This window comes from Helicobacter labacensis, assembly GCF_003660285.1.
In the GTDB taxonomy this organism is placed as follows: Bacteria; Campylobacterota; Campylobacteria; order Campylobacterales; family Helicobacteraceae; genus Helicobacter; species Helicobacter labacensis.
In genome coordinates, this window is the sequence record NZ_QXQQ01000008.1 from 23,523 (window position 1) to 42,383 (window position 18,861).

The following is an 18,861-nucleotide window of genomic DNA, read 5'->3' on the forward strand; positions in this document are numbered from 1 at the left end:
GGCAAGTCTTGTTTAATTTAGAAGAGTTCCACCAAGATTTTATGCAAGGGGTTGCGGTTGAAACGCAAAGCCGTGGAATGAGTAGGCACGAAGCCTTTGTTGAATCTATTTGTGATTTGCTTGTGGAGGATGGCAAACTATCCAAAGACTATCACTAGCCGAGCACAGCAAAAAAGACATGGAAGTCTGTGGCTATAGTTTCGATGAGGGAGTGCTTAGCCTATTGGTGTCTTGTTTTTTCCAAAGCAATGCACTCCAAACGCTCACAAAAGCCCAAATAGACTCTAAATTCAAAAAACTCAAAACATTTTTCATTAAAACTGCGGAAGAGGGGTTTTCTCACCACTCTATGGCATACAACATCTACACCTACCTCTCTAAAAACATGATCGAAAAAGTGCGCCTCGTCCTCATCACAGACGGGAAGGTAACTAAAAACTTGCTTTCTATTCCCAATGAAACCATGTCTTCTATAGAGATTGAACACCGCATTATAGACATGGAATATTTGCATAGGATGTATAAACTGGGTGATTCTGACAATGGTTTTGAGATTGAGGTGATTTGCCTGTCTTGGTCATCAAAACGCCCACAGAGGAATACAGCGCATATCTAAGCGTGGTAAATGGCGCAACCCTTGCAAAGATCTATGGGGATTATGGATCACGGGGGTCTATATCCAAATGAAACTCTCTGTGGTCACTCAAAAGTCCAAACAAGACACTTTTGTTTTTAAAGCGAGCGAATATGCCAACACACAAAACAAGGTCAATAAATCCGACTTCTTTTCAAACAGCCCTTTCCATAGAGATTTTAAAGAGTACTCAAAGAAAATTTTAGCTCCAGCCCTAGATGGCACACAAATCAGGACGCATTGGTTTTACGAACGCGTGCGGGGCGAATATTTAACCGCACAAATGTATTTGAATCCCTCAGAGAAAAACAGATTTTTAAAGGAAAACCCCAAAAAAAAGCTAGTGAGTAAGACACTCTTAGCTAAAAGCGAAGTGGCGTGGTTGCAAGAACCTAATGTTGTTTCTAACGGGGCACAAGACAGCTTTATGAGGTTTGCAAGACACATCAGCGAAAAACTAGAAAAAGATAGCCTTAGCATTACAGAAAACTACTTTAAAGAAGCGATCGCTCGCACTATCATGTTTAGACAAACAGAAAAAATCGTTTTTGGAGCAAGTTGGTATGCAAGTGGGTATCGAACGCCGTGTATAGCTTACACCCTTGCTTACCTCTCGCACTATTTAGAGCAAAAAGCCTTATTCTTAAATTTTGCAAAGATTTGGAAAGAGCAAAAGGTGCCCGCCCCTCTTCAAGAAATGTTAGCCGTCATCGCTCAAAATGTCTATACCCACATCACAAATCCCCCAGCAGGCAACACAAATGCCTTGCAATGGTGTAGAACCAAGCTGTGTTTTGAGTACATCAAAAACGATGATTTTCATTTGGAAATCGATGAAAGTATTTTAACCAGCGCAGAGGAGCAAAAATATATCAACAAAGAGGCAAAAAAAGATAAAAAGCACACAACAGACATGGAAAAATGGATATTCGTTACTAATTTCAAGTATTGGCCTCAAGTCTTGGCATACTACCAAAGAGAGGATTTAGCGGGGCAACTTTCTGATAAACAAATGGATATTTTATCTAAAATGGTTGCAGGGACTTTATATCCTCCCTCAGAGAAACAAGCAAAAATCCTTTACGAACTTTATAAAAATGCCATAAACGAAGGTCTTGTAATCTAGTGCTGTCTAAATGATTATATGGATGTTGATGAAATCAAAAAAGCTAAAGTAAGCAATGTTTTTTTACCAAATGGATGGTATTTGCGGAATTTTATTGGAATTTGCATTACTTGTTGTAGAACCCATTGAACTTATATCTCTAGTTATTATTTGTTTTTTTTTCTTGCGCCTTTAGAAACTTTAAAAGATGATCAGTAGCTTCTTGTGGCAAGGAAACCTTTGGTGTGCTCGCATGGGGCGTAATCGCAAACGCCAAATCCCCATCTACGCTATAAATTTCTAGTTGGCAAAAAACCTTTTGTAACTCAAAGCTGTTGTTTTTAAAAGCCCCTAATAAATCCTGCTTAAAAGCTTCAAAAGAGATTTTAAGATCGCCAAATAACCCCCCATAGCCCCCTCTTAAATACCGCTTTACCACATAATGAGCGATTGCCTTAGAAGAGAAACACCGATACAAAAAATCTTTGATTTGGCAGGGCTTGGTAAAAGTGTGCTTGCAATCCATGCTTTGGCGTTCTTTGCAAATTTGGGGGAAAAACCAATACGCCCCACAATCTTTTGCAATTTGGCTAAAGTCAATCTTAACAACTTCTTTTTGCTCCCCTTCTTTAGGGAAAGCGTAAGCATCCACACCCGCTATTCTGCCCTGCTTTTTCAACAAGGTCTTGGCATAGGCTTGGCGTTCTTGCTCAAAATCAAAAGCATAACTTTTAGGCAACAAGCCATAATCATTAAAAATGCGCTTACTGATGCGTTTTTCCAAATCACAGCGCACACCTTTTCGGATAAGAAACTCTTTTAAGCCGTAGTAACCCACTTCTTGCATCGTTATCCTTTCAGTTTTTATTAAGATTAACTGCGCAAACGCAAGCATGTTAAACAAACACCGCTTACAATTACCTTAAGTGTATAAACAATTAATTATTTTCATTTGAGCTTGTGGAGAACTTGATCTTTTTCATCCTTTTCTGTATAAACATTTCAAAAAATTAAAAAAGGTCTGTTTTTGTCAAAAAGAATGCCACCACGCCAAAAACCTAAACCTGCTTTATCTGTGATTGTATGCAGGGGGCGTAATAGAAACTACCCTGAAGAGCCAAAAGTAAATGCAGATCATAGATTTGATCTTTTCACACCCCCACCTTTAAAAAGACACCCATTAGGTTTGTTTAGCTCTATGGGTCTAAGACGCTTTGAGAGACTTTATCACCAAGCCCAAGAGCGCAAAGCCCGCAGGCAAAAAAGAGCTAGAGGGTTTTTTCCCCTAAGGGATAACACGCTTTTGAAAATGGTGTTTAATGTCTATGAACACACCACTCATAACCAAATCATCCGCCTTATAGGCAAGATTGCCCGTTGCACGGGTTTTACTCTCTTAGAATACACCCTAATTACACCTAGTGCTTATGAAGTGTGGTTTTTCACTCTAGACCCTAAGAGTGGCAAACAATTAGCCAGATACTCCGAAGCTCTAAGTAAAGAAAATGTCATGCGCTTTCAGACTTTCATTTATGAGATTTTAGAGCCACAGACAGAAGTGCCTGAGCAAGGGATGTTTATCTCTAACAATGAATATTTAAAGCTCATGCAAATCAAGCAAGAACACCAAGACTTACAAACTAAGCTCAAAGAGATTGAGAAAGACACAACTAAATTTATTGATGCCCTTGAGAGTTGGTTTTTTTACTGCACTACACAGCTTGAGCCTGATTTAGAGTATCTCTCTTGTTTCTGTGAAGAGGCTAATCCCTTTATGAAAAAGTATTTTGGGACTTTGATCGGGATTAAGGAGTTTGGGGGGCAGAGGGCTATCAACTATCCTCATTTGAGCGTGCAAGAGTTGGAGCGGATAAAAAGGGGGAGGGGGGGGGTTTATTTGGCTAAAACACCGGCGACTAACTGAAAAATGCCACATAAAATGGGTTAGATGACAAGCCTAGTGCTAGGCATTTATCTATCTTTTCTTTTTGTCCCTCTTTTGGCATAGCAAAGCGGAGTATACGGGGTTTTAGGGTCTGTGTTGCTTTCTTTTTTCTGCTCATGCAACCTAGTATATTCTTGTTTTGTTTTTTGATTTCAAATTACAAACCAAGCAAATATTTAGCCACACACAAAACACAAGCTAAAACATCCACAAGAAAATACCCCACCAAAACGCCCATACATGCGGCATTTGTGCTAAAATGCGCGCATTTACTAGGCGGAGAATGGCATGGACGGCACACAATTCCAACCCATTGTCAATTTTATTTGGAGCATTGCAGATTTACTTAGGGATCGCTATAAAAGGGGCAAGTACCGCGATGTGATTTTGCCCATGACCTTGATTGGGCGCTTAGATGCCGTGCTAGAGCCCACCAAAGAAAAGGTTTTGGCTTGTAAGACACAAAATGAGGATTTAAGTCCTGAGGGTTTAACCCCCCTCTTGTGCCATGCCAGTGGGTTTGAGTTTTACAACGCTTCTAACTTCACCCTCAAGGAACTTTTAAACAACCCTGCAGAAATTAAAGAGAATTTTAGAAACTACCTGCATGGCTTTAGCCCGAATATCAGGGACATTTTAGAGAAGTTCAAATTTGAAGCCCAGCTAGACACCTTAGCAGGGAGCAATATTTTATATGCACTCGTGCAAGAGTTTTGCAGCAAAAAGGTAAATTTCTCTATCAATGACATTAAGGACGATCAAGGCAGGGTGATCCAAAAAGGCTTAAGCAATTTGGGGATGGGTTATGTCTTTGAGGAGTTGATCCGCCAATTCAATGAGGAGAACAACGAGGAGGCAGGCGAACACTTCACCCCAAGGGAGGTCATACGCTTAATGGCAGAGCTTGTCTTTAGACCCGTGCAAAAACAAATCCAAAAGGGGGCTTTTACGATTTATGACAATGCCTGTGGGAGTGGGGGCATGCTCACCGAGTCTAAAGCCTTTCTTGAAGATGTGTTGCAATCTAGGGCAACTTTTGAATTGTGCGGGCAAGAAGTCAATGACGAAACCTACGCCCTTTGCAAGGCGGACATGCTCATCAAGGGCGAGAACCCAGAGAACATTAAATTTGGCTCCACTCTAAGCCAAGATGGATTTAAGGGCGAAAAATTTAACTTCATGCTCACTAACCCCCCCTTTGGCAAGGCATGGGGGAGCGAACAAACAAAATGCAAAAGCGATCCGCGCTTTAATGTTGGTGTTACAGGAGCAGATGATGGGCAAATGATGTTTTTACTTAATATGCTTAGCAAAATGAAAGACACTAAGCAAGGCTCTAGGCTTGCCTCTGTGCATAATGGGAGCGCGCTTTTTAACAGCGATAGCGGGCAAGTCGCCATTAGAAGCCATATCATCAAAAACGACTATTTAGAAGCCATAATCGCCCTGCCTTTAGATTTGTTCTACAACACAGGGATTCCTACTTTCATTTGGATTTTAAGCAACCGCAAACCAGCACATAGACAAGGAAAAGTCCAGCTCATAGACGCCACTAGCTATTTTGAACCCATGCAAAAGTCTTTAGGCAGTAAGCGCAACCACCTAACCCCCACCCACATTGAAACACTTGTTAAGCTTTTCTTAGAACAGCCCAAGAGCCCGCATAGTGTGATCGTAGAAAATGATGACTTGGGCTATGCTAAATTTAGCGTGTTCTCTTTAAAGCCAGCCCAAGAACTCTTAGAGGAGGATAGCTTTAATGCCCTCTGCAACCATCAAGCCATTTTAAAGAGATTACAAGAGTTAGAGAGCAGCCCCCCCCAAGCTAAAACCCACCTACAAAACCCCCAAAGAGTTTTTAGAGGTTTTAGACCTCCCCATCCCCAAACTCAAAACCAAAGAGGGGCTAGAGATCCCAGCTCCCCTAAGCGTACTTTTTGACAAACAAGAAGAAAAAATCCCCCTCAAAGAGGACACAGAGGGCTACTTTTATAAAGAGATCCAGCCCTTCACGCCCCTAAGCTTTATAGAGGCTAAAAGCGTGAAAGTGGGCTATGAAATCTTATTCAACCAATATTTTTACACCCCAAGCGCGCAAAAATCCTTAGTCCAAATCCAACAAGAAATTACACAAACAGAGGGGGAGATACAGACCTTACTGCGTGAGATTTGGGCATGAAAGGGTTTAAAAAGATAGAGGGGGTGGGGCAAATCCCGGAGCATTGGGGGGCAGTGAAACTTAAATACCTTGCTAAAAAAATCAAGAGTGGAGGCACACCCTCTACACACATGCCTAAATTTTATGCTTCTACAAAAGAAAACGGGTATTTGTGGGTAGCCATTGAGGACATGAAAAGCTCTACTATCACGGACACAAAACGCTATATCACACAAGAGGGGCTTAAAGCCTCATCAGCGCATTTAGTGCCCCCTTTTTCTGTCTTATACGCAATTTATGGGGCATCGCTTGGCAAAGTCGCCTATACCGATAAAACACTAACCACTAATCAAGGGATTCTTGCTATACAGCCAAACAACAAATGCTTTTATAAATTTTTATTCTATTACTTTTGTGCGATAGAGCCAAATATTAAATCATTATCTACCATAACAACACAAAATAACCTAAGCCTAAATATTGTTAAAAACCTTAAAATCCCCCTCCCGCCCCTAGAGGAGCAACACGCCATCGCTGCCTTTTTAGAGGACAAAACCGCTAAAATTCAAGAGTGCATCACCAAAAAGACGCGCATGCTAGAACTTTTAAAGCAATACAAACAAGCCTTAATCGCCCAAATGACCACCAAGGGGCTAGACCCACAAGCCCGCTTGAAGCCCAGTGGGGTGGCGTGGCTAGGGGACATCCCAGAGGGGTGGGGGGTTAAGAAAATCAAGTATGTTTGTCAAGTCAATCCAAAGGCGCGTGCCAAATTGCCCGATGAATTTACCTACATTGACTTAGAAAGCGTGAAAAGTGGAGCTTTACTCAAAGAACAGCGCATGCAAAAGGCAAAAGCCCCGAGTCGAGCGCAACGCTTACTAAAGAGGGGGGACATTTTATACCAACGGGTTCGCCCTTACCAAAAGAATAACTTTTTCTTTGACAGAGAGGGCGATTATGTCGCCTCCACAGGCTACGCCCAACTAAGAACACAACAAAACCCCAAATTCATTTACTACGCCTTGCATGAAGAGTCTTTTGTTAATGAAGTCGTGCATAAATGCACGGGTACAGGTTACCCCGAAATCTCTAACAATGATTTAAAAGACCTTTTTATCCCCCTCCCTCCCCTGCCCGAACAACATGCCATCGCTGCCTTTTTAGAGGAGAAAACCACCAAGATAGATCGCCTGCGCACCAAACTACAAGCCCAAATCCAAGCCCTAAAAGACTACAAAAGCGCGCTTATTAGTGCGGGCGTGTTAGGGCAAATCCCCCTAAAGGACAAACATGAAAAAATACACTGAAAAAGACCTTGAAAACTTGATAGAAGCGCATTTGCTCAAAAGCGACTACACCCAGCGCGCCCCACAAAGCTACAACAAAGAATTATGCCTAGATGTGGATTTGCTATGGGGCTTTTTAGAGCGCACACAAAGCCCAGAGCTCCAAAAGCTCAAAGAGAGGGGGCAAGATAGAGAGAGCCTTTTAAAGCGTTTAAAAGAGCAAATAGAACAACAAGGCATGCTACAACTCTTGCAAGGGGGGTTTAGCCATTATGGGGTAAGCTTTAAACTTGCCTACAACAAACCTGCCAATAGCAAAAACCCCCAAAGTTTAGAACGCTACCAAAACAATGTCTTTTCTATCGTGCGCCAGTTGCGCTATAGCACCAAAAACAATAATTCTTTAGACTTGCTGATCTGTTTAAATGGCTTACCCCTTTTTAGCTTTGAGCTCAAACACCCCCTTACAGGGCAGAGTGTAGAAAATGCCATGCGCCAATACAAAGAGGATCGCAGCCCTTATGAACCCCTATTCAAACACACCTTAGCGCATTTTGCCCTAGATAGCGACCTTGTCTATATGACCACTAAGCTAGAGGGGAAAAAGACGCGCTTTATCCCCTTTAATAAGGGCTTAAATGATGGGAGCGGAGCACTGGGGCTAGAGTGTGGGGCGCTCAACCCCCCAAACCCACAAGGACTAAAAAGCGCGTATCTGTGGGAAAGCGTGTTGCAAAAGGACAGCTTGCTAAACCTGCTTTTTGATTTTTTAAAACCGGGGGCAAAGCCTAGCGATCCGGTGATCTTCCCTAGATACCACCAATTAGATGTCGTGGGGAAATTGTGCCGTGCTGTCCAACAAGAGGGCGTGGGGGGGCGTTATTTGATCATGCACAGTGCGGGCAGTGGCAAGAGTAACTCCATTGCGTGGTTAGCCTGCGCTTTGGTGGGGCTTAGTGTGGGTGAAAAAGTGCTTTTTGATAGCGTGTTGGTGGTTACAGATCGAATCATCTTGGATCGCCAATTACAAGATAAAATTGAAGCCTTTTGCCCCATTAAGGGCGTGCTAGAGGCGATCACAGAGGGGAGCAAACAACTTAGGGAGGCTTTAGCCCAGGGCAAAAAAATCATCATCACCACGATTCAAAAGTTCCCCTACATTTTAGAGGACATCCCTAACATGCGTGCTAAGAAGTTTGCCATTATCATTGATGAGGCGCACTCTTCTCAGGGGGGCAAGCATGCCCAAAGTCTTAGCCAAGCCACTGGGCAGGGCGCACTAGAGGGCTTAGACGCTGAAGAGTTTTTATTGCAAGCCATCCAAGCCAAGCAATTTCAGCCCAATGCCTCTTATTTTGCTTTCAGCGCGACTCCTAAGCCCCAAACTTTAGAGCTTTTTGGGACACAGACTACAGAGGGGGGCTTTATCCCTTTTCATTTGTACTCCATGAAACAAGCCATTGAAGAAGGCTTTATTTTAGATGTTTTAAAATCTTACACCACCTACACGCACTACGCTAATTTGGTGGCTAAAGTCCTAGATGATCCACTCTATGAGAGAGACCCCGCCTTTAAAAAGCTTAAAACCTATGTCAAAGAGCACCCTAAAAGCATTGAGGAAAAAACAAAAGTGATGCTAGGGCATTTTTACACCACCACGCACACCAAGATCGAAGGCAGGGCTAAGGCAATGGTAGTAACCAGCTCACGCCAAGCCGCTATGCGCTATTTTCAAGCCTTTCGGGCACAACTAGAAAAACGCCCCCATAGGGTCTTGGTTGCCTTTTCTGGAGATGTCAAGAGCGGGGGGCAGATTTATAGCGAAGCGGGCTTAAATGGCTTTTCTGAGTCGCAACTACCCGTCCATTTTGAAAAGGATGCATACCGCTTTTTGATCGTAGCAGACAAATACCAAACAGGCTTTGACCAGCCTCTACTACACACGATGTATGTGGATAAAGCCTTAAGCGGTGTGGCGTGCGTGCAGACTTTATCACGCTTAAACCGCACACATCCGGACAAAATAGACACTTGCATTTTAGATTTTGCCAACAATGCTCAAGACATCGCTAAAGCCTTTGAGCCCTACTACAAGCAAACTTCTCTAACAGAGCCTAGCGACCCTAATAAACTCTATGACTTAAAAAGCCATTTAGACAGCTATGGGGTGTATACACTAGAGGAAGTAGAAAACTTTAATGACGCTCTTTTAAATCAAGCCCCCTTGCCCCAAATCCATGCCATGCTAGATGTGATGGTGGAGCGTTACAACGCTTTAGAACCAAATAAGCAACAAGAGTTTTATAGCAAGGCAAAAAGCTATCTTAAAAATTACGCCTTTTTGGTGCAAATTTTGTCCTATCAAGATGTGTCCTTAGAAAAACTTTGTAGATTGCTTGCCCACCTGCTTAAAAAACTCGCCCCATTGAGGGGGGATTTTGATGCGGACATCACTAGAGCCGTAGAACTTGAGAATTACCGCCTACAAATCGCGCAACAAGATGTGGGCATTGCCCTTGAGGGGCAAGCAGAGTTATACCCTTCTAAAGCGGATGGCTCTAGCCAAATGCCCCAAAGCGAGTTAGAAAAACTCTCTGCAATCTTGGAGGAATTTGCTGAAAAGTATGGGACCCATTTAGCCAAACAAGCCTCTCAAGCTCTAAAAGAGGCTACCGACCATATGTTGGACGATCTCATATTCATGGAAAAATACGACAACTCTGATCAAGACAATAAACAGGCTTGTGTTAAAAAGTATTTTGAACAAAATGAATTGCTTAACTTAGTTGCCAACCATAGAGAATTTTATCGCGAATTAACACAAAATGAAGATTTTAAAAATCTCATCATGCACACACTCTATGAAATTGTGGCACAAGGAGTTCAGAATGGCGACAAAAGGTTCTAAAGAGTGGATCGAAACATGAAGGGATAGATACTTTACCAACCGCGCCGTAAAGCCCCTAGCTTTAGCTATGGGGAGTATGTCAAGCTACAATGCTCCAACAAAGAGAGACAAGGGGTAAGAAACTCTGGAGGCATTGGGTACAAATAACTAACAGGCAACTAAAAAACCATCTCCCCACATCCAAACCTTAAGTTCAAAAAGCACTCTAAACTTCCACAACCAGTTTCTTTGAGATTGAAGTCCAAGCGTAAAAGCAGAATTTCTAAATCTCTTTGGAATTTGATATTCGTGGGTTTATTATGAAAAATGTCATTTCTAGCGCGACGGATTCGATCGATGGTGTCAATGACTTTTCGTTTCGTTCCATAAACAGGCAAAAGTTCGGCAAAGTGTCTTTTCTCCGCACTAAAAATAGGTTCAAAATAAACATAATAATCTTCCAAAATTTGTTGCAGATCGCTCAAATAGAGAAAGTCAAAAACATCAAAGGTGCTTGTAGGAAATTCCCTAATATTTTTACGCTGTCTGTGTAAAATTTGACGGATTCTAGCTTGTAAGCATCTCTGGACTCCGTCCTTTGGGGTCTGCCAAAACCAATCATCCTTGTTTGTGTTGAAAGTATTGGCAAGGATGGTTGCCATAGTGCTGCGCAAAGCGTTCTCAAAACATTGTAAGAGAAAAAATTTCGCTTGGTGCTGGTTACGTTTTTTGTTGTAAATATTTACAATCGCATCCAATAAACCACTCTTAATTTCTCCTCTTTTGTCTAGCAAAGCCCCCACCTCTTTGCATGCTCCCCATAAATACTTATGGTGGAACACACAAACTTTCTCTTTGAATCGCTCTTTAAACTCAGGGGTCAGCAAGTGATCATGCTTTTCGAGCAACCCCCGTACTTTTTGGTAAAAATCTTCCTGCACATTATACATTTAGCAGAATTTTAACAGAAAAAAGTTAGAATCGCCATAATTTAGGGGTCTTACTGCTTTGAATAGCGGGTGCTCTTGTGTAGAGAGGATGCCCTAAATTCCATCTTCTATAACCTCCAACTTCGCAATGTGCTATCATCTATCCAAAGTTGTCGGTATTTTTGTAGCGATCTGTTTTTTACAGGTTGTCTTAACTGTGTACCTCGAATTTACACTGATCAGGCATTTATCTGTAATCTGTAGAACAGGATTCCTTAAAACATAAAAAGAGTAAAATGAAACAGATAAATTCTCCGGGCAAAGAGAAATACTAGGCAAAGATAACGAAAATCAATAAAGACCAAGCCGCCCTAAATAAGCAGATAAAGAGTCTCAAGATGATGAGGAACCAAGTACTAGGTCCAAAGCAAGAAAGAGCATTAAAGACGGTCGGCTAAAAACCCACAATCCATCCAAGAAAATACATAGCCATTCCAGCCACATAGATAGGTCATACAGCATTACTTAGACCAAAACCAACTAGATACCCCCAGCACCCAATGCGTTAAAACTGATTTTTGAGCTATTTTATCAATTGAGTTATGATCTCACTTTCTTACAGCCAAAAATGCGTACGCACAAACGCGAGTCTTTAGCCAATACTACTTGAAACTTGAAGACGAGGATAATCTACGCTAAAAACAAGCCCTTATGGTGATTGAGTAGCAAACTTAGCGGGCTTGCAAGTGACACCCTCCCAAGAATAGGAAATTTGCTCACAACCTTGCTCAAGCTCAATTTTGTATCCTCGAGCGGTGAATTAATCTCAATACATAGAGCTTTTGGGCTTTAGGTGGTGCGACATTTTAGCATCTCTTCTAAGGACTGCGAGCAAAAACCTAATTTCTTTAAACTCTTGCAAACTCAAGAACATTTCCCCCAAAAGGGAGTAAGTCGATGCCTTTAGACTTACATCACTTTCAAGGCATCTTTAAACTCTGCCATATTGCCACCCTCTAAAACGGCACTAAGGTAGCCTAAGCGTACTTGTTCAGAGTCCAAAAACTCAGTTGCATCAAAAGGTCTTAGGATAACCTTCATGGTAATTCCTTCAAAATTTCCTACACTCTAATTATATACTTTTGTGGCGTACTTTTATCGCCTCCACAAAGCAAAATCACCAAGGTCTCGCCCCATTTAGCAACATACAACTGATGCCCGGGACCCGTGTGTATGCATAATTCAAAAATCGTATCACCGATGTGCTTATGGCTACCAAAGTGCCTGCCATTTTTTTAAGTTCTGTATGTGGCGTGTGATCATACCTTAAACACTCGTACTCTGTACTGTATTTCTATACTCCATTTTAACGCAAAAACGCCTACTTATGGGCTTTAAAGCCACATAAGAGTAACATTTTAAACTCCTACATCTAGGGTAAATCATTAGACACTTGGGATTCTAAGCTTAGATGATTAGTATTCACAAGTATTCACAAGTATGACTGATAATCTTTAAAAATTCTGTTTTGTCAGGGAAGGGAATATCAAAAACACGGGTGTAAATCTCTAGCTCTTTGGGAATGTTGGGTGTACCCAGATAGCTAGAGAAAATAAAATAAAGATAATTGCGCTGTAAACTCCTTTGGTAAGAATATCGCGTGCCATGCATTGCAAGGGGGCGACGACTTTAGACTCTTGTGCAAGTTGTTAAAAGTGTCTCTTCTTAAAGTCCGTATAGACATTAATTCTCTCACAACAGGCACTAGATTGAGCATATCCGCGTTCAAAAATTAGATATGCTTACCCAATGAAACACAACACCAACATAGAAACCCTATACGCACAGGTTCAAGCTTTCAAAAGAAACACTAGAAACCTCATATCTGTTGAACGACTAGCATCCCATCTAATTAAATCCTCTTAGAGTTCACATTTGTTTGGATCTTCTTAAAAGACGGAGAAATCTAGCTCAAACCTCAAATTTTTAAAAGAGGAGTTAGAAACTTGTTTGAGAACACCTAAATCTTTTAGATGCAAAATGTCTTTATCTATCTCTTGTCGTTTGATCTTAAGTGCCACACTCGTATTCCCCCCTCTCGAGTTCTCCAAGTGCCTATCAAACAACTTGTTAATAATGCGTACCTGGTTCTCGTTAAGAACCGGGGTTAAACGATCAAAAATGTTAGTCTTTATAACAATCAGGGCAATCTGTTTGAGAAGTAAATCAATACCAATTTCCAAGCTAGTAACCCCATACTCAACCCATTTGGTGATATTGTTATGCTGTTGCTTGCATATATTCTCCAAAGTAGCGTAATAATCTCTACGCGTCAAATACACACCTGTGGAAACAGAGAAGTAGTCATTGTTAAATAATTTCGTTTTTGCCAAGAGGTTATCGTTGATAATCCTAGCTATTCTGCCATTGCCATCATCTAGAGGATGGATCAGAACAAAAATTAAGTGGGAAATAAACGCATGGGCGATCTTGTCCTCTTTAGTTAGCACCTCGCTGTTGACATAAGCATAGAAATTATCCATTAACTTTTCTAAATCGCTAGCATGAGGGGCGATATAATGAATCTTTTCTCTGCCCATGTGTCCTGATACAATTCTCATACGTCCGTCTAAATCTCCTCTATAAGAGCCGACATTGACTCTTTGCATAAGAGATTTAGGTCTATTAAAGAATAAAGCTCTGTGATAATCAAGTAAGCGTTCTTTATTCCACTGGCCAAAGTCTTCTCGTACCTCTTTTAGCAATATAGCTAAATTATCTCCCCATTCCGTCCATTTATAACTTTGCTCCACATTAAGATTAAAAACTTTGCTCACAGAAGAATAGACAGAATCTCGATTTAGAACTTCAGACTCAATCAAAAATGAATAGATCAATTCATCGCTCAAAATTTCCACCTTAATATTGTCGTTAGAACCAACTTTATTGAGACCATCTATTTTTTTGGACAAGCTAGACATATCCACAGGATCGTAGGTGAAGTTCAAGTGCTCGAAGAAATCGTTTTCCCAAATCCACCTTTTCATAAATTTCCGTCGCTGGTATTTTGTTGCTTTCCATTATACCAAATCTATTACACGACTTTTACTACATGTAGTTGATATACTTCCCCTAGCTAAAAGCTAGGGGATTTTGAGATCATCAAGATTAGCTTATTAAGTGGGTCTTACAATTTTCATTTCAAGAGTTAAAAGAGTTAAATCTGCTCTTTGTGAATATTTCATACCTGCATTTAATTAGCTTTACATCATAAGATTAGCATTGGTAGCCTTTCTCTTTTTCAAGTTCAATTCTTGCATAAAACCCTTATTAAACATTCCTAAGAGCCCTACAATCGTTTTAACCCCAAAACAATGTTTTCTTACCACTAACCCCCGATCTGTCGCTCTACAAGCCTCCTAGAGCATCTAAATGCTATATTTGAATTCAAGCTCTCCCAACCTGTCTAAATCCCAGTTTCACTCTATTCAAAACCCCAAGACATTCTACTTTTTGGTTCTTTACCCAAATTCGACCTCTTTTGAGGTCAAATTCCACAGATTCAGGGCACAAAAGACAACAATCCAAACACCCCCAACCCATTCAAAATCAAACATAGCGTTTCTAGCCCTGTAAAGGGGTCATACAGCGCAATTTAGACAAAAACCATACTAAGAGCTACCCCCAACCCCATAAAAGCACTTAGAAAGCGATTCTGAGCGTTTTAGAGCATATAGCCCAAAACTCTTTACTCACCGAGTTCATCTAGCTGTTAAATTCCCCAGTGTGTTGTCTAACCCCACACTGACTGTTAAGTCTCTTGGCATCTCATCTCAAAGCCCATCCAAAACCGCTCAGCTACTAGAAATCACTGAGCTTCACCAACCTCATTCCACACCTTCAAAGCACACTTCCTCTCTCCTCCACATGTAAGAGCTTTGTAGAACTTTTTAAAAATCCACATAATTTCGTAGATTTTAGGCGGTGCGACATTTTAACATCTCTAAGGACTGCAAACAAAAGCCTAATTTCTTTAGAACTTTCACGAACTCGAGAACATCCCCATTAAAAACGGGCAAGTCGATACCTTTTAGACTCGGCAATATGCATGAGTACACGCTTAAGCTCCGCCATGTCGCCGTCCTCTAAAACAGCGTTAAGATAAGCCAAACGCCGTCCTTCTGTGTTTAAAGTTTTAGGGATACTAAAGGGTTTAAAAGCCATGCTAAAATTCCTGCTCTAAGATTTTTTGCGCCTTAATTATATCCTTTTGTTGCGTGCTTTTGTCGCCTCCGCAAAGTAAAATTACCAAAGCTCTGCTCCGTTTAGCCACATACAGCCCAAGCACAAATCAAAGACTTACAAGCAAGCGTGGAGAATACACAAACAGAGTTGCATACCCTACAACAAGAAAAAACAACGCTAGAGCAAGCCAACAATACTTTAAGACAAGAAAATACAGAACTTAAAAATTTAAACGCCACACAAGAACACACACACCAACAAACTTTAAAAAACAAAGAGCAGGAGCATCAGCAAGTCTTAAAGCTAAAGGATGAAAGTATCCATGCACTTAATAGCAAGAACACCACTCTCACCCAAGAATACCAAGAACTCAAAGACAACCAAATAGAGCTAGAGAGCATACTCATAGACCTTGCTATGCTTGCGATGCCACAAGACAAGCAAGATAAGAGACTGAGCATTAAAGAAGCCAAACCCTTGTTAGAGAGTGTGAGAAAACAAATGATTGCCATTAATCAGGGTTTAGGTGATCTCAAACTCTTCACACAAGAGGACTACAGAGCTTTAAGAGCATTAAAAGATGAAGGACTTAGCATTGCTGGCTTAAAGAAGCGTATTGGCATAATAGAACAAGAAGCTAAAGCATACTATGAGAAATTACAAGAACAATACAAAGACCACTTGAGCCCCAGTACCGTACAAAAGCTCAAGCAAGAACACGCTCAAGCACTTGAGATGAAAGAGCAAAGCCATGCTAAGACTTTAGAAACCAAAAAACACAGAACATGCCAAAGCCTTACAAGAAAAACAAAAGAGATAGATGCCCTTAAGAACGAGAATATCCAAAAGGATGAAAGCATTAATAGTTTAAAGGGACAGATTACTCAACATACACAAGAGTTTGCCACACTCAAAGCCAACACCAATGCCTTGCAACAACAAAGCAATACACAAGCACAAGAAAATAAAGGGGTTTGCTGAACTGAAAAGAAGCTCAACGAGGATGAGAGTTTAACAGCCAAAAACTTATATTAACATCACTAGACAGGGTTTTTATACAGATTTGGTCTTAAAGAACACTACAACAATAGTAAAACTATCAAAACACAATCTTTTTAGTAAAACTTCTTAATCCCTATCAAACGCGTTTTAACGAAAAAAGGGGGGTGATGGATGCTGATAATAGTGGGGGAGCTTAAGGGGTCTTAGGGTGGACAGAGGTTTTGTTTTCCTCATTAATCATTTTTGTGCTTTTGGCTTGTTGTTTTTTTGGTGCTGGCGGTTTTCATTTGCACTCTAAGTTCTTTATTTTCTTGGGTTACAAGTTTGACTTGCATGTAAAGGTCGTGTGCGATTTCTTGGTGTTCGATAGCCCTAAGTCCTTGTTCTGTGTCATGCGCTAATTTGTCCGTGAAACGCTGTTGAGGTATAAGTTGAACCCCCCCATCGCACACTCCCAGCCACTCGCTTATTTTTTTATTATAAAACCTAAGATTGCCCCTAAAATCCCCACTAACCCTTGTTCTTTAAACTCTATGGGGGGGGGTTGTCTTGTTGCTGTTTAAGATAGTCTAGGATTTCTTGGATAATCTGTCGGTTCTGTTCGATACGGGACGGGCTATAAGCATGTTGATGATCTCTTGGTTTCTTAGCCACTCTGCTTGTTGCCTCATGCGTTGGTTATCATAGGCAATACAAGTGCTAATAAGTTTCTCTCGGCTGTAAGCTTGCAAAAATTGGTGTGTATTGGATTTAGGGGCTTGGCGGTCTAGCAGGTCTTGTTGGCTCTTAACTTTTTCCTTTAGTTCTTGGGTTTGTTGTTCGAGCTCTTGGTTTTGTTGTTGGCGGTCTTGGGCTTGCTGTTCTAGTTTGGCAATTTTGTTTTTCAATTCCTCAATGCTAGAACCCTCGTGTTTTAGAGCCCATAGGGCGGTGTAGTCCTCTTTGGTATAAAGCTTGCTGTTCCCTAATGCCTTGTTAATCCCTACCCACTCTTGCACCTTGTCCTTGATGAATTGTAGTGCCTCTTTGGGGTTTAGGGGCTGGGATTGGGGGGCTATCTCATTGCAGATGTCGTTTAAGGTTTGGTGTTCTTGTTCTTGGGTTTCTTTGAGCTGGGCGATTTCGGCTCTTAAAGGTCTAGCGTCTTTTTGCATTATCTTTGCATACACTCTAGGTTCAATGCGTTTTTGGTATGCCCCTTTGCGGATCAGGTTACCCTCTTTGTCGTATTTGTTGTTCTTATACCGCCCCCGCTCCATGCCCAAAATCTGGGCAACTTCGGTCTGTATGTTTTCAAAAGCCTCCCTATCGCTCTTAAAAGACACACCATCTTTGCTGATCTTACGCATTTGGCTTTTGCCCGTTTCTGGGTGCAGTGTTACAAACTCCATGTAGGCATGATGATTAAGGATTGTTTCGCCCGTTCTTTCGTCTATATGTCCCTCATCTCTGTGTATGGCGAGTTTTTGCAGATCTGCCATTGTGGTGGTTTCTTTGATGTTAACGACTGCGCTACGCAGATAGTCTGTGGCTTTAAAAGGTTGATTAAACGCCCGTCTATAGTTTTCTTTGGCTTGGGCGATGAGCTGTTCTCTTAGAGCGAGAGCCTCTTTGGCATTTAGCGTGCATTCTATGTCCTCTATCCCTTTATTAACCAGCAAGTAAGTGGGTTTGCGGGTGCGGTCGTTGTGTTCTAGCTGGATTGCATTAGTGGGTTTAAAGTTGATAGAGGCGATGTTTCCCATAAGCACATCATAGCGAAGGTTGCCTAAATATGATTTAAGGATAACGGGTTTTATATAAAGAGAGAAAATAAGCGGGGGTGTGTGTGAGATGGACATGAAATTAGGACTATTTTGTAGCTTTTTAAGTTACTTTTTAGTATTTTTGGTGTGAATATGAAACACATTGAATTAAAATTGATTTAGCTTTGATTACTTAAGAGTTCATTAAAAGTTTTTATTCCTTGGTTGTGAGGGCTAATGGTATGTGTTGGTGTGTCCTTGATTGTCTTTTTTAAACCCCATAGGCACAGACCCTTAGATACAACAAACCTCCTAGACAAAAAACCTCCACTCCACTTAGCCCGTGTTCTTAATGACAGAGCCCTTTAAATCTCGCTGTATAGGGCAAGAGATGAAAAAATAATTATGCCGTGAGAGAGCCCTTAATTTGTGTTTGCAAACTAGACAGATGAAAAATTAAGACTAAATGAGAGATGAGCCTATAAGGGCAGTAATGTAGTTTGAGAGATGAGCCAAAGACAACATAGGGCAAGACAGATGTATTCAAAAATCCTAAAAACCCTTGTGAGAGATTAAGCCTTAATTGCCAAAATGCCAAAGACAGATATTTGCGTAAAATGCAAAAAGGTAACTTAGACAGACCGCCTTTACAAATTAGGCAAAGCGTAGCGTCCCCCCTTGTGGGGGTCGCCTAATTTGCCACTCAATCGCCGTGGGGGCTTTAAGACTAGGTGTGTAGCTATGCTAAGTGAGAGTATTTGACTGGGTGAAGTAAAGGTTTTTTTCATCTCTAACAATGGCGGGTAATGCGAAATAACGCTCCCTATTCACAGCACTTGGATAATCCAATATTTGTCTGCAACTTTGATAAAGCCCTCCTCAAAACGCACATAGCGCACTCCCTAATGTGCCTTCAATTTTT

At 41.2% G+C, this 18,861-nt stretch carries 16 protein-coding genes; 9 read left to right on the plus strand and 7 right to left on the minus strand.

Annotation, left to right across the window (positions count from 1 at the left end; genetic code table 11):
* The first annotated feature begins 8 nt into the window (after window positions 1–8).
* The 3 genes from EAO33_RS09045 (at window position 9) to EAO33_RS03835 (ending at window position 1,760) form a co-directional block, all read left to right on the plus strand.
* Window positions 9–158 (plus strand): hypothetical protein, encoded by a 150-nt coding sequence (locus tag EAO33_RS09045; protein ID WP_162982200.1) that lies wholly within the window; start codon window positions 9–11, stop codon window positions 156–158.
* Window positions 140–616, plus strand: coding sequence for a hypothetical protein (locus tag EAO33_RS03830; protein WP_407920463.1), 477 nt, complete (start codon window positions 140–142; stop codon window positions 614–616). The genes EAO33_RS09045 and EAO33_RS03830 overlap by 19 nt, the downstream gene beginning before the upstream one ends.
* Before the next feature lie 61 nt (window positions 617–677).
* Entirely contained in the window at window positions 678–1,760 is a 1,083-nt protein-coding gene (locus EAO33_RS03835) for an AIPR family protein (RefSeq protein WP_268877460.1), read from the plus strand.
* A 139-nt stretch (window positions 1,761–1,899) separates the two neighbouring features.
* Here the strand turns inward: EAO33_RS03835 and EAO33_RS03840 are convergent, their stop codons facing one another.
* Window positions 1,900–2,586, minus strand: coding sequence for a hypothetical protein (locus EAO33_RS03840; protein WP_205589493.1), 687 nt, complete (start codon window positions 2,584–2,586; stop codon window positions 1,900–1,902).
* 339 nt (window positions 2,587–2,925) lie between these two features.
* Between EAO33_RS03840 and EAO33_RS03845 the strand changes: the two genes are divergently transcribed.
* From EAO33_RS03845 to EAO33_RS03860, 5 genes are all read left to right on the plus strand, one after another.
* Window positions 2,926–3,663 (plus strand): hypothetical protein, encoded by a 738-nt coding sequence (locus EAO33_RS03845; RefSeq protein WP_235853041.1) that lies wholly within the window; start codon window positions 2,926–2,928, stop codon window positions 3,661–3,663.
* A 309-nt stretch (window positions 3,664–3,972) separates the two neighbouring features.
* Window positions 3,973–5,625 carry a type I restriction-modification system subunit M gene (locus EAO33_RS03850; protein WP_328590014.1) on the plus strand — a complete coding sequence of 551 codons (1,653 nt, stop codon included), beginning with the start codon at window positions 3,973–3,975 and terminating at the stop codon, window positions 5,623–5,625.
* 106 nt (window positions 5,626–5,731) lie between these two features.
* Window positions 5,732–5,863, plus strand: a complete 132-nt coding sequence (locus EAO33_RS09815) for a hypothetical protein (protein WP_328590015.1) — start codon at window positions 5,732–5,734, stop codon at window positions 5,861–5,863.
* Entirely contained in the window at window positions 5,860–7,152 is a 1,293-nt protein-coding gene (locus tag EAO33_RS03855; RefSeq protein WP_120945179.1) for a restriction endonuclease subunit S, read from the plus strand. Before EAO33_RS09815 ends, EAO33_RS03855 begins: the two co-directional genes overlap by 4 nt.
* Complete coding sequence (locus tag EAO33_RS03860; protein ID WP_120945182.1) at window positions 7,136–10,039, plus strand: type I restriction endonuclease subunit R; 2,904 nt, start codon at window positions 7,136–7,138, stop codon at window positions 10,037–10,039. The genes EAO33_RS03855 and EAO33_RS03860 overlap by 17 nt, the downstream gene beginning before the upstream one ends.
* 158 nt (window positions 10,040–10,197) lie before the next feature.
* On the opposite strand, the gene EAO33_RS03865 is transcribed toward EAO33_RS03860, so the two are convergent.
* The 4 genes from EAO33_RS03865 to EAO33_RS09435 form a co-directional block, all read right to left on the minus strand.
* Complete coding sequence (locus EAO33_RS03865; protein ID WP_162982201.1) at window positions 10,198–10,926, minus strand: hypothetical protein; 729 nt, start codon at window positions 10,924–10,926, stop codon at window positions 10,198–10,200.
* A gap of 990 nt (window positions 10,927–11,916) precedes the next feature.
* Window positions 11,917–12,048: a helix-turn-helix domain-containing protein gene (locus EAO33_RS09710; protein WP_268877458.1), complete on the minus strand. Its 132-nt coding sequence runs from the start codon at window positions 12,046–12,048 to the stop codon at window positions 11,917–11,919.
* An 848-nt stretch (window positions 12,049–12,896) separates the two neighbouring features.
* On the minus strand, window positions 12,897–13,994 hold the full coding sequence (locus EAO33_RS03885; protein ID WP_120945190.1) for a Fic family protein: 1,098 nt from the start codon (window positions 13,992–13,994) through the stop codon (window positions 12,897–12,899).
* Between the two features lie 1,018 nt (window positions 13,995–15,012).
* Entirely contained in the window at window positions 15,013–15,171 is a 159-nt protein-coding gene (locus EAO33_RS09435) for a helix-turn-helix domain-containing protein (protein ID WP_235853042.1), read from the minus strand.
* Window positions 15,172–15,318: 147 nt separating this feature from the next.
* Between EAO33_RS09435 and EAO33_RS03900 the strand changes: the two genes are divergently transcribed.
* Window positions 15,319–16,173, plus strand: coding sequence for a coiled-coil domain-containing protein (locus tag EAO33_RS03900; protein ID WP_120945192.1), 855 nt, complete (start codon window positions 15,319–15,321; stop codon window positions 16,171–16,173).
* A 254-nt stretch (window positions 16,174–16,427) separates the two neighbouring features.
* Here the strand turns inward: EAO33_RS03900 and EAO33_RS03905 are convergent, their stop codons facing one another.
* The gene (locus EAO33_RS03905) at window positions 16,428–16,646 is read right to left on the minus strand and encodes a hypothetical protein (RefSeq protein WP_120945194.1); all 219 of its coding nucleotides are present in this window, start codon (window positions 16,644–16,646) and stop codon (window positions 16,428–16,430) included.
* Between the two features lie 117 nt (window positions 16,647–16,763).
* Entirely contained in the window at window positions 16,764–17,939 is a 1,176-nt protein-coding gene (locus EAO33_RS09210; protein ID WP_205589494.1) for a hypothetical protein, read from the minus strand.
* Between the last annotated feature and the right edge of the window lie 922 nt (window positions 17,940–18,861).